Origin of the sequence: Enterococcus caccae ATCC BAA-1240 (assembly GCF_000407145.1) — a bacterium.
In the GTDB taxonomy this organism is placed as follows: Bacteria; Bacillota; Bacilli; order Lactobacillales; family Enterococcaceae; genus Enterococcus_L; species Enterococcus_L caccae.
Genome location: NZ_KE136476.1, coordinates 138493 through 154409 on the forward strand (window position 1 = coordinate 138493; position 15917 = coordinate 154409).

Sequence of the window (15917 nt, forward strand, 5' to 3'; positions counted from 1 at the left end):
TTAAACTCCTTCAGATAAATAATGTAAAACAGCTGCGCCCATTGATTTTGCAGCAATTAATAGACAATCTTCGTCTATATAAAATTTTGGATGATGATGTGGATACATCGGGGTTCCTTCTTTGTGAGCACCAACGAAAAAGAAACAACTTGGACGTTCCTTAGCATAATAAGCGAAATCCTCAGAAGGGGTTTGTGGACCACATTCAATTAGTTGTTTGATTTCTGGAATTTGTACTTCAGTCAAAGCTTTTGCCACCATTTCAGTGGTTTCTTTGTCGTTGACACAAACAGGATAATCATTGCCATACTCAAGTTCATAGCGGATGCCGAAAGTTTGACAAATACCATCTAGAATTTGTTTGAATTCTTTTTCCACGACTGCTCGTGTTTCTTCTTTCATGATCCGTACATCCCCTTCAAGGATGACAGAATCTTTGATAACATTCGCTGAACCTTTGCCATCAAATGATCCAATCGTAACGGTTGCAGTATCAAAAGGATCGATTCTACGGCTGACGATAGTTTGAACGGCGGTTACAAATTGAGAAGCCGCTACGATCGTATCGTTGGCATCTTGTGGTGTTGAACCATGTCCACCTTTACCATGCATAATTACTTTAAACGTTGCACGACCAGTGTGGACAGGTCCTGCATGGTAAAGTACATCACCAAGCGGCATCATACTCATAACGTGAATACCTAGTACATGATCTACACCATCTAAACAACCGGCTTCGATCATTCCTTTCGCACCACCAGGTGGTACTTCTTCAGCAGGTTGATGAATGACGCGAATTGTTCCAGCTAATTGATCTTTTAATTCAATCAGTGAATCAGCTAAAATCATCATATAAGCTGTGTGACCATCGTGTCCGCAAGCATGCATGACACTAGCTGTTTTTGATGAAAAGGGTAGACCTGTATCTTCTTGAATTGGCAAAGCATCGAAATCCGCTCGAATTGCTAAGAAAGGTCCTTTTTTACCACCATGAATATCGACTAAAATACCATTGCCGCCGCCCACCTTTGTTTGAACGTCACAGTCTTTGCCAGCGTAAAAATCAGCGATATATTTTGCTGTTTCTGTTTCATGAAAAGATAGCTCTGGATTCTCATGAAAATGTCGGCGAATCTTGATCATGTCGGCTTCTTTTTGTTGAATCTTCGTAAATAATTGCGTACGTAAATCGTCCATTTTAAATGCTCCTTTCAAATACACTACATATTCTATTCTTAATTAAAAACTTCACAATGCTAGAAATTTCTAAATTACAGAAATCCCTTTTAGAATAGATGGATTGGAAACTATAAGGTTGATAAACGAACGATATTTTCTGAAATGAGTGTTATAATGAAAAGGAAATAAACAAAAGAGGTAAGTAAATGATTGTAAATGAAAATTATCAGATCAATTATCAACAATTGCTGACGAAACAAGATGTACTATGTAAAGAAACGACCATTTTGATGGTCTTAAAAGGAAACATGTTTATTACTATAGAAGAAACAACTGATCGAGTAAGTGCAGGAGAACTGTTTGTAATCAATGCAGGGGATCATTTTCTTTTGAGTGGCGATTTAGAACAAAATTGTACTTATTTAGAGTTGAGAATTAATAGTGTTTTCTTTGCGGCTCAATTTTCTGCGTTTTTCTATACGCGCTTTGACTGTACACCCATCCAAAAAGAACATGGGAAAATGCCTGCGATCGCAGCTTTGAGAAGACAAGTTGCGGAGTTGTGTTTAGTTGAATTTAGCGATGACCCTTCAAAAAAACTCAAGATCACTTTATTTTTAACACAGATTATTTTGTCCTTGGTTCATCATTTTCAAAAAGAAGAAGTCACGGAGTATCATCCTTCTGACAATCAAAAATTAAGAGAGATCTTGGAATATATCGAAGAACATTACCACGAGGGGATATTATTATCAGATGCGGCAGAATATTTTTTTATGTCGGAATCCTCTTTATCGAAGTTTTTTAAGAAGGAAACGGGCGATTACTTTTCTCATTATGTGCGGACGATTTGTGTGAAGCACAGTTTATCAGAGTTGCTGTATACGAAAAAAAGTATCGAGCAAATTGCCTTGGATAGTGGATTTAGTAATAGTAAAACCTATCGTCAACACTTTAAAAAAATCTTTAACGATTCGCCAACCAGTTATCGCTCATCTCACTTAGAGCAGACAAAGGCACCACAGAAAATCAAACAAGTCGTTCAAACGACAGAGCTTCAAATCAAAGAAATTTTGGTCCCATTGTACAGTTATATTCAAACAGGGTTGGAAGAATCTCGCCCTTCAGAATTATCGCTAAAGACTAAACAGCTCCATATTACAACAGAACAATATGAAGCCGATTACCTAAAAAAAGACGTGATCATTCACGTTGGTTCGTGGGAAGCATTAGCCTCTAAAAAAATCCAAAGTGAAATTCTAGATATAAAAAAGCATATTGGAATCAGGTATATTAGTATCCAATCTTTATTTACACAAATTCCTTTAACGGTTCAGATCCATCAAGAAGCCGGAATGAACTCATTTCCTGCATTTGAACAGTGGGACTATATTCTGACATTTTTAGAAGATGCTCGGCTGAATATTTTTTTCCAGTTGTCTCTTGTAGAATTTAACCAACTAAGTGTGAGTGTGAAAGAGATTTGTCGTAAATTTTTTCGACATGTTCAAAATAAGTTTGGAACAAAATTGACGGAGCAATGGAAGGTCAATTGTCTATTTAAAGGGCAAAATCTTGCTGACTATTATCCTGAATTTCTAGAAGTGAAAAAAACCCTTTTTGAGGTCTCTCCTAAAATAGTCGTAGGTGCAGAAATTCCTTTGCCTGATCCATTCTTTGAACAAAGAGATACAGAACAAACGCAATTTTTTTGCGAGACGATTGCGGCAAAGTGTGATTTTTTATCATTTTCTGCCGAGCCTAATTATGTGTTTCAAAATTTAGATAGCACCTTTCCAGATTTAAAAAATTATCATCAATATGTGCTGAATAAAACTCTGCATATCAAGCATATTCTAAAAGAATATGAGATCAAGTTGCCGCTTTATCTTACTGAATGGAACACCTTGACGGGGATGACGAGAAATAGTAACGGAACATTCTTTAGAGGAGCGATTATCTTAAAAGATCTTTTAATGTTGGATACATTAGTATCTGGGTTCGGATTTTGGCTGAATATCGAGTTGTATGAGAAACAAACACAAGAACGACCGCTAAAAAATGATGGGTTGGAGCTATTTCATTTTTACAGTGGAAAAAGACCTGCTTATTTTTGTTTGTTGCTTGCTAGGAGGATGGAAGGTAAAGTACTGGCGCAAGGGGAAGAATATTTGTTGACTTATGTTGATGGCAAGTATCAGTTATTGTTGTTTAATACGAATTATTTTGATCCACACCTTTCTTCAGAAGAGGCGTTTCTTGAAAGTCAGGCAGTAACATTTGAAATTGAATTAGCAGCTATTAAATCAGCTCATTATCAAATCAAGCAAATTGACTTCAACCGTCATAATGGAGCATTATTTTACACGTATGAAGAATTCCGTAATGCCGAAGCACTTGATTTTGAAACTCAAAAATATGTTGTAGATAGTACCAAACCGAAGATCAAAGTCTTTGATACTCAAATTGAAGATATGTTTAATTATTATGTAACGCTTGATACAAACGGTATCGTGCTATTGGAATTGACACCCATTTCATGACAAATCAAAGGTCGTTTCCTTGACGAAAATCCCTCTACTAGCTAGTATTTAATTAAGACAGGTAATTGGAGAGGAAGAAGTAACATGAGTATTTATGATTTTCAAGTGAAAACAACAAATGATGAGACAGTTTCTTTGGAAGATTATCGAGGAAAAGTACTTCTGATTGTAAATACAGCGACAGGTTGCGGTTTTACACCTCAATATGAAGGCTTAGAAGAGTTATATAAAAAATACCGTGAGCAAGGGTTAGAAATCTTAGATTTCCCTTGTAACCAATTTGGGCATCAAGCACCTGGAACCAATCAAGAAATCAGTGATTTTTGTCAGTTGACGTATCAAACGACGTTTCAAACGTTTGGAAAAATCGATGTGAATGGAGAGAATGCTGATCCTTTGTATGATTATTTAAAAGGTGAAAAAGGCGGACTTTTAGGTGGCGCGATCAAGTGGAACTTTACTAAGTTTTTAGTAGATCGTGACGGCAATGTTGTAAAACGCTTTGCACCAACTGTTGAACCGGAAAAAATTGCTGGGGATATTGAGAAATTGTTGTAAAAAATACTTTTTAGTGCTTAGTGCCAAGAGTCATCTTAGGGTGTAATGATTTTACTAAGAAAAAAGATGAAGAGTAAGCCCATGGAGAATTTAGCTCTCTATGGGCTTTTTTCAACTAATGTGACCATATCTACTACTTCTTCTTGTATTTATTATTCAGCCAATATTCAAATAACGAAACGGTATTATGCAAATAATTATATATAACATTCTTTAAGTTATCTTTTTGTTTCTTTTTATGGTATAATAATGATTAATAGCTTTTGAATCATATGATTTTATCTGGTGATTGTTAGTTTACGTATTTTTGTCATAAGTTATAAATAATAATTGTAGGAGGTTAAATTATGGAAAATGTTGTTTTTGTAAAAGCTACAACTATGGTGTTTGATAAAGCTGTTCCATTTATTTTCAAAAAATTAAAAGAGAAGTTTGATCATTTGAATTTTAAGACAGAAGAAGAATTTGGTACCATTTATTTTGAATATTTAGAAAAATCTTTTGATAAATACAGTAAAGTTAAAACTCTTTTATATAAAAATACACCTAAAAATTTATATAGCTTTTTTGAGCCTATGAATCTACGATTAGGTAAGAAAATCATTACTGATACTAGTAATTCTGAAAACATTGTTCGAATAAATAAAAAACTATTTATAACGGGGACTGGTGGAATCGGCAAATCAATGATGATGAAACATATTTTATTAGATACAATAAAAAATGAAACTTTTATTCCAATTTTTATTGAATTAAAGGAATTGAATAACGATCCTGACAGTTCTGTAGAGGAATTTGTATATAGTTCAATAAATCAAATAAAATTGAATATTTCATTCGAGCAGTTTGAATATACACTAACATTAGGAAAATACTTATTTTTATTTGATGGATTAGACGAAGTAGATCCACAATATTATCAAAATATAGAAAGAAATCTTAAAAAATTTTCGGATAAATATGATAGTAATAATTTTATAGTTTCTTCACGACCAGTTGATAACATTATCGGTTGGAATGAATTTCATGAATATAAAATTGAAAAACTTGATAAAAAACAGGCTCTCTCATTAATCAATAAGTTAGAGTTTGACACCTCTATTAAGCGAAAATTTTATCAACAACTTAAAAATAATCTGTATGAAGAACATGAATCATTTGCATCAATACCGTTGCTATTGATTATAATGTTACTTACTTATACTGATGGTGGAGAAATTCCGAGTAATCTTATTGGTTTTTATGAACAGGCTTATGTTGCTTTATTTTATCAACATGATGCTTCAAAATCAGGTTTTACAAGAAATATGAAAACAAAAAATATATTGGACATTGAGCAGTTTAAAAAAATTTTAGCATATATCGCTTTTAAATCATTCTTTAAATCATCCATAAATATGAAAAAAGGAGAATTATTCGGATATTTAGAAAAATACAGGTGTAAAGAACATATTCAATTCAGTCCATCGGATTTTGTAGAAGATGCTGTTAAATCTGTTTGTTTGTTAGTTCAAGAAGGTGAGTATTACAAATTCTCTCATCGTTCTTTTCAAGAATATTTTTCAGCATTATATGTTGAAACATTAAAAGATGATATGCAACAAAAATTATTTAAAGCTTGGATTAGTAATGATCCTAGAGTTATACAAACTAATTCTACTTTTATCAACACTTTGATTTACAAACAACAAAGGAGGTTTATTGAGAACTTTATTTTTCCTGTAATTGATTGTTTTGAAAGTACTTTTAAAGATAAATTTAATAGTGATTTTCATAAGCTTTACTTTTCTTGTCTTGATTCTTTAAATATTTATCCTGATGAAGATACAGATGCATTTTCTATTGGAATCGGAATATCAGTTTTATATAGACAGTTCTTTTCAATATTCTTTTTGACACTGAGGAATATAGAAAAAAATATAACCTTAGATAAAATAGATATAACACGTGATGACATTGAGAATCAGCTGATAGATCAATTGGACGATATGGTGAATGAATATAGTTTTGAAGTAACTATAGAGGAAATAAGAAAATGCAAACCAATTTCCGAAATCTTTGTCGCTTGGTGTGATTGTTGGATAAAACCAAGATATGAATACTTGATAGGCTGGAAAGATCAGTTTTTGAATGAAAATAGGACATATAAAAGGACTCTAGAAAGCCTAATTGATGATTTTTAAGATAAAAAGGACATCTGTCAGATTTATTCTGATTGATGTCCTTTTTTCCCTGTAAACGTATAAAGATTGTATAAAGATCCAACCCCAATTTTAACACTATCTTTATATAAAATTTGATATCCTAATCTCATCAAATGAAGGAGAGGAATTTTCATGACGATTATTTCTGGAATTATCGCAGGATTACTGCTTATTTACTTATTTTACCAACTACTTTGGGGGGATCAACAGTGAGTGCAATTATTATTCAACAAGCAATCTTTTTTATTGCTTTGATTGGTTTAGCTATTCCATTAGGTTTTTATATCCATAAAGTGATGACAAATCAAAAGACATTTTTAACAAGAATGATCAGCCCAATCGAAACAAAGATTTATCAATTTTTAGGAATGCCAGCACAAAAAGAAATGACCGCTAAACAATACGGTTTGAGCGTTCTATTTTTTAGCTTCTTTTCATTTGTTATTTTGATGGCTATGCTTTTGGGACAGGGATTTTTACCACTGAATCCGGAAAAACTTCCTGGAACAAGTTTTTCATTAGCTTTTAATACAGCTGCAAGTTTTATTACCAATACCAACTGGCAAGCCTATTCAGGTGAAGAGACGTTATCGATTTTTACACAAGCTTTTGGATTAACTGTTCAAAATTTTGTGTCAGCAGGAGTTGGGATTGCCGTATTATTTGTTTTACTTCGAGGGTTTACCAATCGGACAACAAAACATATCGGGAATTTCTGGCAAGATTTAACGAAAATTATTTTGTATGTGTTAGTACCGGTTTCATTTATCGTTTCCTTAGTATTGATTTCCCAAGGTGTTGTTCAAACATTTGCTAGTTCTGTTGAAACGACGAGTTTGGAACTAGGACAAAAAATCTTTTTACCTCTGGGTACAGTTGCTAGTCAAGTAGCGATTAAACAATTAGGAACTAATGGCGGTGGTTATTTTGGAGCTAACTCTGCACATCCGTTTGAAAATCCTAATTTGATCAGTAATTTTATCGAAAACATTTCGATCCTCTTGATTCCAGCAGCGTTGATCGTTGCCTTCGGTCTGTTTGTAAAAGATTGGAAACAAGGTAGAACAATCATGATCGTTTCACTTGGCTTTTTGATCGCTGCACTGGTCGGAGTGACGTTAAGCGAATACTACGGACCACAGTTTGCTCATGTGATTGGACAAATGAATTTGGAAGGAAAAGAAACACGTTTTGGTATCGGCTGGTCTAGTCTTTGGGCAGTCAGTACGACAGCAGCTTCTAATGGTTCTATCAATGCTATGTTGGATAGCTTTACACCACTTGGCGGTTTGATTCCAATGTTCTTAATGCAGTTGGGTGAAATCATCTTTGGCGGAGCTGGTAGTGGACTATATGGGATGATCGTTTTTATCTTGCTCGCTATTTTTATCGCTGGTTTATTAGTGGGAAGAACACCCGAATATTTAGGCAAAAAAATCGAACCTTTCGATATGAAAATGGCTTGTTTAGTTATCTTGACGCCGTTGTTGCTGACATTGATTGGAACGATGTTGTTTATTTTGAATCCACAAGCAATGTCTTGGTTAAATAATCAAGGTCCACATGGATTTTCTGAAATTCTCTATGCTTTTTCTTCACTAGCGAATAATAATGGAAGTGCCTTTGCAGGATTGACAACAGATACAACATTTTTAAATATACTAGGTGGAATCATCATGATTCTTTCTCGTTTTATTCCGATGTTAGCAGTGATTTATCTAGCCTCTAACTTAGGGAAAAAGAAAGTTGTTGCAACCGGATCAGGAACACTTTCAACGACAAATGCAACTTTTGTAACGATGTTGATCATTGTGATTTTAGTGATTGGTGCTCTAAGCTTCCTGCCTTCTATGGCATTAGGACCAATCGCAGAACACTTTATGACAAAATAAAGTAAAAGAAGGGGAAACAAGTGAAAAATACACAAAGTAAACGCCATGTTTATATAGATGCATTCAGGTCTTCATTTAAAAAACTTGCACCAACGATTCAACTAAAAAATCCAGTTATGTTAGTTGTTTATCTAGGCGCTATTTTAACGACGATCCTTTATTTTTTAACCTTTGCAGGATATACAGATACAGAGCCATTCTTTATTTTGGCGATCACTATTATTTTATGGTTGACGATTTTATTCGCTAATTTTGCCGAAGCCATTGCCGAAGGTCGGGGGAAAGCACAAGCAGAAAGTTTAAAACAAGCGAAGAAAGATGTCATAGCTCATAAAGTTGAGTCAGTTGAAGATGTCGCAACAAAAAAATTCACTCAAATCAAGTCATCTGAATTAAAAAAGGGTGATCTCGTTTATGTAGCAGTCAATGAACAAATCCCAATGGATGGGGATGTGATCGATGGTGCAGCTTCAGTTGACGAAAGTGCTATCACAGGGGAATCTGCACCTGTGATTCGAGAGTCAGGTGGCGACCGCAGTGCTGTTACTGGTGGAACAACTGTCGTTTCTGATTATTTAGTGATCAAAGTGACAGCTGAAAATGGAGAATCCTTCTTAGACAAAATGATTTCTATGGTAGAAGGAACTGAACGGAAAAAAACGCCAAATGAAATTGGTTTACAAATTATTTTGATCATGTTGACGATTATTTTCTTAGTTGTTTCAGCAACCTTATTGCCTTTTACCAAGTTCTCAAGTGAACTTGTAGGGAATGGTTCAGCTTTAGCCTTAACAACAATCATCGCTTTACTTGTTTGTTTGGCCCCAACGACAATTGGCGCATTGGTTTCTTCCATTGGCATTGCTGGAATGAGTCGCTTGAACAAAGAAAATGTGATTGCAATGAGTGGACGTGCGATTGAAGCTGCTGGAGATGTAGATATTTTATTATTAGATAAAACAGGAACAATTACATTAGGCAATCGTCGAGCAAGTGAATTTATTCCAGTCACAGGTATAAGTGAATATGATTTAGCTGATGCTGCACAATTATCATCGTTAGCAGATGAAACAGCGGAAGGGCGTAGTATTGTCATTTTAGCAAAAGAAAAATTTGATATCCGTGGTCGTGAATTAAACCATATGGAAGTTGAATTTATCGAATTTACAGCAAAAACTCGGATGAGTGGGATCAACTACCAAGGGGATGAGATCCGCAAAGGTGCTGCGGATACGATGAAGCAGTATGTAGAAGAAAAAGGGAATCTTTATCCAGAAGAATGTGATACGATCGTTCAACGTGTTGCAAACGAAGGTGGGACACCTTTAGTTGTAGTCAAAAATAATCAAGTCTTCGGCGTGATTTATTTAAAAGATATCGTCAAAAATGGTGTAAAAGAAAAATTTGAAGATATGCGTAAAATGGGTATCAAAACCATCATGATCACTGGAGATAATCCTATGACAGCTGCCGCAATTGCCGCGGAAGCTGGTGTTGATGATTTCTTGGCAGAAGCAACCCCTGAAAATAAAATGAGTTTGATCCGTGACTATCAAGAAAAAGGACATCTTGTTGCAATGACTGGTGATGGTACGAATGATGCACCAGCATTAGCTCAAGCAGACGTTGCTGTGGCAATGAATACGGGGACACAAGCTGCTAAAGAAGCTGGTAATATGATTGATTTAGATTCTAGCCCAACTAAATTAATCAGTATTGTTAAAATTGGGAAACAGTTATTGATGACACGAGGTGCATTGACGACATTTAGTATCGCCAATGATATTGCTAAATATTTTGCGATTATTCCAGTCTTGTTTTTCAGTATCTATCCAGCTTTAGATGCGTTGAACATCATGAAACTAACTAGCCCAACAACAGCGATTTTATCTGCGATCATCTACAATGCATTTATCATCGTAGCATTGATTCCGTTAGCATTAAAAGGTGTTTCCTATAAAGAAAAACCAGCTAGCAAAATCTTAAGTCACAATTTACTTGTATATGGTTTGGGTGGTGTTATAGCTCCTTTTATCGCGATTAAGTTGATTGATATCGTATTGACATTTGTTTTATATTAAAAAATAAAAGGTGCAGTGAAGCTGAACGAGTCCACTATGCTTTTAATTCTATCCAGGTCTATAGGCAAGCCTATTCACTTTTAAATTTAAGGAGAAAAACACATGAAAAAAATAATGATTGCTTCACTAAAAAGTATTTTGTTATTTACTGTAATCTGCGGTGTGATCTATACCGCAGCTGTTACAGCTGTTGGGCAAGTGCTATTTCCAACGCAAGCAAATGGCAGTCTGCTCAAAGAGGAAAAAGCAAATAAAACAGTTATTACAGGTTCAAAATTGATCGGACAAACATTCTCAGGAGAAAAATACTTGCACGGACGTCCGGTACAAGTCAGCCAATTATCACCTGTTTCTAAAGAACAAAAATCTCGTGTTGAAAAACGTGTGCAAGAAGCCGATATGGAAGAAGTTCCTCTTGATTTAGTCACAGCATCCGCAAGTGGTATCGATCCGGAGATTTCAATAGCTGCTGCAATGGCACAAGCTAATCGAATTGCTACCACTAGAAATATGAAAAATAGCGAAGTACGTGCTATAATCAAACAAAACATCACTGGACTTAAAATCGGACCCGTCGATTCACGACGTGTGAATGTTTTAGGCGTTAACCAATCACTAGATGAATCTGAATAAAAGGATGGAAAACTATTGGAAGATGAACGTTTAGATCCCGAACAGTTACTAGAAAAATGGAAGAAAAACGAACAAAGCCTCCGGTCTGGTCGACTGAAGGTTTTCTTCGGCTATGCGGCAGGGGTTGGGAAAACATATGCTATGTTAAAAGAAGCCCATGAACAACTAGCAGAAGGAAAAACAGTTTTAGTTGGCTATGTAGAACCCCATGCTCGTCCTGAAACTGAAAGTTTAGTTGCAGGATTACCCATGTTACCAACTAAAAAATATGAATATAAAGGCATCGTGATTAACGAATTTGATGTAGATGCTGCTTTACAGGCAAAGCCATCTATTATTTTGGTGGATGAACTTGCTCATACAAATGCAATTGGTGCGAGAAATAGAAAAAGATATCAAGATATTGAAGAATTATTAAAAGCTGGTATTGATGTTTATACCACGGTCAATGTTCAGCATATCGAAAGTTTGAACGATGTAGTGGAACAAGTGACAGGTGTCCATATTACTGAAACAGTACCCGATACATTTTTTGAGACTAGTTCATTAAAAGTAGTGGATATTGAAACAGAAGAATTACTGGAACGACTGAAACAAGGAAAAATTTACCATTCCGAAAATGCAAAAAAAGCCATGGCAAACTTTTTCAAAACAGATAATTTAACCTTATTACGAGGTTTAGCAATTCGAAAAGCATCAGATCACATTAATACGACGAATCAGCAAGAAACACAAAAAAATACAGGTATCCATTCTAAACTACTCACAATCATTGATGAAAAAAATCCCGACATGACGAAAAAATGTCTACGTTGGACTGCTCGCTTAGCACAAGCTTTAGGTACTGAATGGATTGCTTTGGAAATTTTAGAAGATACGTCTGAGCATTCAGAATCCGAAAACTCAAAACTCGCAGCTAAACTTGGCGGTGAGGTTGTTACGTTAGAAAGTGATAATCAGCGAGATACAATTGTTCAGTATGTGAAAATGCGAGGCGTTACCGATCTGGTGATGGGGAAAGTTATCAAGCGTTCGCGCTTTATCCGTCTGTATCGACCGGATTTGGAAGATGAGCTGGTTGCTTTTATCCCAGATGTCGATATCCATTTAGTTCCATATCAATCCAATAAGTATTTACTCAATAAGTATACTGTTAAGAAAAAGAACTTACACAGTATATTTACTTGGAAAGACTTTTATATGACGATTGGCTTGCTGGTGGTAGCGACATTGCTTTCCGAATTAGGTTCTTATTTTCATATTGGTGATCAGAATTTGATCCTCATTTATATTCTGTTTGTGCTACTAGTAGCTAGGATAACAACGGGGTATCTATGGGCAGCTTTAGCCTCAATTGCTAGCGTTTTGATGTTTAACTGGTTTTTTGTTGAACCACTCTTTTCTTTGACAGTCTATAAACAAGGCTATCCAGTCACTTTGATTTTTATGCTGCTAGTTGCTTTATTAGTGAGTAATTTAATGATGCAAATCAAAAAACAAGCGTTCTATGCAATGAAACGTGAGCATCAACTAGAGATTTTGTACGAACTAAATAAAAAATATCTAATCACTCATGATAAAAAAGAAATCCTATCAACTACAGCTGAATACTTATCTAATATGTTAGATAGGGAAGTCGTTTTATATGGTGAACAAGAGCTAAAATATCCAGAAGGTGCACCAATCAAAGGACCATTAAGAAGTTTAGAAGAATTGGCAGTTGCTAATTGGGTCTTCGTGAACCAAAAAGAAGCAGGCTATGGAACCGATACGTTGATGGGGGCGAAAGCACTTTATTTACCAGTCCTATCAAATGGTGTTACGTTGGCAGTGATTGGAATCGAAAAAAGCAAAGAGAATCCGATCACAGATGAAATCATCAGCTTTTTAGAGTTGATCTCTACACAACTTTCATTAGCAATTGAACAAAATAAACTAACATCAGAGCGCCAGTTAATATTATTCGAAAGCGAAAAAGAACGGATGCGCGGGAACTTATTACGAGCGATCTCCCATGATTTACGCACACCGCTTACAGGGATATCGGGATCTGTTGAAACGATTTTAAATGATAATGATACAGCTAAACTTCCAGAAGACACTAAGCGTAAATTATTAGTTGGAATCAAGGAAGATGCAGATTGGCTGATCCGTATGGTAGAAAATTTATTGTCGATTACTCGAATCAATGAAGAAACAATGAAAGTGGCTAAAAGCAAAGAGGCTGCCGAGGAAGTTGTTTCAACCGCAATCCAACGTATTAGAAAAAGCTACCCCAACAGTGAAATCAAGGTAACCTTACCTGACGAGTTTGTACTAGTACCGATGGATTCGATTTTGATAGAGCAGGTGCTGTTTAATTTGATGGAAAATGCTATTCGACACTCAGAGAGCGATTCTCCAATTTTTGTCACAGTTGGCTTAACGGAAAAAGAAATTACTTTTGAAATTGCCGATCAAGGGAAAGGGTTGACCCCAGAGCAACTTAAGCTGTTATTTAGCGGGATGACTAAACAAAATACGCCAGTCGATTCTAAAAGTGGAATGGGCATCGGTTTATCGATTGTTAAAACAATCATTATGGCTCATGATGGAACACTTAATGCTGAAAACAGACCTCAAGGTGGAGCTATATTTACGTTCACGTTACCACTGGAGAGAAAGGAGCAAAAGTAATGGCAACGATTTTGATTATTGAAGATGATGATGTGATTGCTGATTTTATGGGCGCTGTTTTAGAAAAAGAGAAGCATGTCATTCATTTAGCTCATTCGGCATTGGAAGGATTATCAACATTTCGGATGTGGTCGGTAGACTTGATTTTGCTTGATTTAGGATTGCCTGATCAAGATGGCATTGAAGTATTGAAGAAAATTCGTGAAACATCTCCTGTGCCAATTATTATTATTTCAGCCCGTGATCATGAAAATAATAAGGTTGAAGCATTAGATTTAGGAGCCGACGACTATATCACCAAGCCGTTTGGTACACCAGAATTACTTGCTAGAATCAGAACTGCTTTGAGGCATGCTGCAAGTAATTCTGGTGCTCAAATAGAAGTGAAGCAAATCAATAATGGTGACTTATGTATCGATATAGAACACCACACCGTTAGCAAAAGAGGGCAAGTGATCCATCTGACTCCCAATGAATACAAAATCATCCAGGTTCTTGGTGAAAATGTTGGAAAAGTACTGACACATACCTATATTTCTCAAAAAGTTTGGGGACCATATAGTAATGAAAGCCAAACACTTAGAGTCAATATGTCGAACATTCGCAAGAAAATCGAAGATAATCCTGTTGAACCAGAATATATTTTAACAGAAATCGGGATCGGCTATCGTATGCTTGAAAAATAGTTTGGAGCAAGAGGTTGCTTCTGCTCTAATGATCACTTCGTTTCCAAAAGGCTAGGATGAGACTCTTAGAGTTATCTCCTAGCTTTTTTTAGTGCAAAAATGATAGAGTTAATCGTACATACTAAGGATTAAAAGATGGTAAAATAAGGGAATTAGATGGAGGAGAGAAAATGAACATTGTAACAGCTATTGATTCCATGAAAGGTTCATTATCCAGTATTGAAGCGAACCAAATTACTGCTGATGTATTTAGAGCACAAGGCCATGTTGTAAAAGAAGTAGCTATCGCAGATGGTGGTGAAGGAACGGTAGCAGCTATTGTAAAAAATAGTGCTGGTCAGAAAATTCAAGCACAAGTAAAGGCTTTAAATGGGCAATCGGTGACAGTCGATTTTGGCTGGTTTGACTCTGAAAGAGTAGCTGTGATTGAATCGGCTGCAGCTTCTGGTATTCAATATTTAGACGGAACAGAAAAGACCCACCCACAAAATACTTCCTCGTATGGTACTGGGGAACTGATTTTGGCTGCAATGAATCTAGGCGCTAAAACAATTGTTATAGGTTTGGGGGGAACGGGGACAATCGATGGTGGAATTGGCTTACTAATTGCATTGGGGGTTGAATTTTTTGATCAAACTGGACAACGATTGCCAGCAAAAGGAAGCAGTTTAGCAAACATCGCTCATTTTTCTGTTGAACATTTAGACCCACGCTTAGCTGAAACCACTTTTTTGATTGCTTCTGATGTTGTCAGCCCATTATTAGGTGAGTCAGGTGCTGTTTACATGTTTGGCCGCCAAAAAGGCTTAACTGAAAACGAGTTAGCTCAATATGAATCTGGCATGAAGCATTATCAAGAAGTAGTAAGTAGGACCGCCCGATTGATTGCTGGAGATGGAGCTGCTGGAGGACTTGGTTTTGCTATCAGGGTATTTCTAAATGGAACATTTCGTTCTGGTTTTGAGTTTATTTCAGAACAAACAGACTTAGAACAAGCGATTGAACATGCCGATTTAGTTATTACTGGTGAAGGTCAGATGGATGATCAGAGCCTTCAAGGGAAAGTACCCGTTGGGATCGGACGAATTGCCAAAAAATACAATGTACCAGTGATTGCATTCGTAGGAAGTTTTAAAGGCGATCAAAAACAATTTAGTAAAGAAGGCGTTTCAGTGATCATACCAATTATTGATCATATCACATCATTGGATGAAGCGATGAAGGAAGCGAAAATAAATTTATACAAAGCAGTAAATCGTACGTTGGAATTATTGTTGTTGATGAAAAAATATGAGAACTAGTAGAACTTTATTTTGTTATAAAAAAAGCACTGTAAATAACACTTGTTGGCGCTATCAGCTAATGAGTGTTGTTTTTTTATCAACCTTAAGTCTATAAAATATAGGTCTTAGGTACCATGACAAGTGAGGAGAACTACCGCAAAATGGTAAGAGAAATAAATAGA

At 35.7% G+C, this 15917-nt stretch carries 10 protein-coding genes; 9 read left to right on the forward strand and 1 reads right to left on the reverse strand.

Translation table 11 applies throughout. The features are described 5' to 3' along the window. Positions 1 to 1197 carry a M20 family metallopeptidase gene (locus I580_RS15110; protein ID WP_010770765.1) on the reverse strand — a complete coding sequence of 399 codons (1197 nt, stop codon included), beginning with the start codon at positions 1195 to 1197 and terminating at the stop codon, positions 1 to 3. A 188-nt stretch (positions 1198 to 1385) separates the two neighbouring features. Between I580_RS15110 and I580_RS15115 the strand changes: the two genes are divergently transcribed. The 9 genes from I580_RS15115 to I580_RS15155 all read left to right on the forward strand — a co-directional run bounded on the left by I580_RS15115 (position 1386) and on the right by I580_RS15155 (position 15753). Next, entirely contained in the window at positions 1386 to 3722 is a 2337-nt protein-coding gene (locus tag I580_RS15115) for a helix-turn-helix domain-containing protein (RefSeq protein WP_010770766.1), read from the forward strand. Between the two features lie 84 nt (positions 3723 to 3806). Further along, positions 3807 to 4280, forward strand: a complete 474-nt coding sequence (locus I580_RS15120; RefSeq protein ID WP_010770767.1) for a glutathione peroxidase — start codon at positions 3807 to 3809, stop codon at positions 4278 to 4280. Positions 4281 to 4627: 347 nt separating this feature from the next. Beyond that, positions 4628 to 6463 (forward strand): NACHT domain-containing protein, encoded by a 1836-nt coding sequence (locus tag I580_RS15125; RefSeq protein WP_010770768.1) that lies wholly within the window; start codon positions 4628 to 4630, stop codon positions 6461 to 6463. 230 nt (positions 6464 to 6693) lie between these two features. Then, positions 6694 to 8376 (forward strand): potassium-transporting ATPase subunit KdpA, encoded by a 1683-nt coding sequence (kdpA, locus tag I580_RS15130; protein WP_010770769.1) that lies wholly within the window; start codon positions 6694 to 6696, stop codon positions 8374 to 8376. Between the two features lie 20 nt (positions 8377 to 8396). Next, the gene (kdpB, locus tag I580_RS15135) at positions 8397 to 10457 is read left to right on the forward strand and encodes a potassium-transporting ATPase subunit KdpB (protein WP_010770770.1); all 2061 of its coding nucleotides are present in this window, start codon (positions 8397 to 8399) and stop codon (positions 10455 to 10457) included. Between the two features lie 102 nt (positions 10458 to 10559). Then, positions 10560 to 11090, forward strand: a complete 531-nt coding sequence (locus tag I580_RS15140; RefSeq protein WP_010770771.1) for a potassium-transporting ATPase subunit C — start codon at positions 10560 to 10562, stop codon at positions 11088 to 11090. Between the two features lie 15 nt (positions 11091 to 11105). Then, positions 11106 to 13766: a sensor histidine kinase gene (locus tag I580_RS15145; RefSeq protein WP_010770772.1), complete on the forward strand. Its 2661-nt coding sequence runs from the start codon at positions 11106 to 11108 to the stop codon at positions 13764 to 13766. Next, entirely contained in the window at positions 13766 to 14452 is a 687-nt protein-coding gene (locus I580_RS15150) for a response regulator transcription factor (RefSeq protein ID WP_010770773.1), read from the forward strand. Before I580_RS15145 ends, I580_RS15150 begins: the two co-directional genes overlap by 1 nt. A 170-nt stretch (positions 14453 to 14622) precedes the next feature. Then, entirely contained in the window at positions 14623 to 15753 is a 1131-nt protein-coding gene (locus I580_RS15155; RefSeq protein WP_010770774.1) for a glycerate kinase, read from the forward strand. The last annotated feature ends 164 nt before the right edge of the window (positions 15754 to 15917 follow it).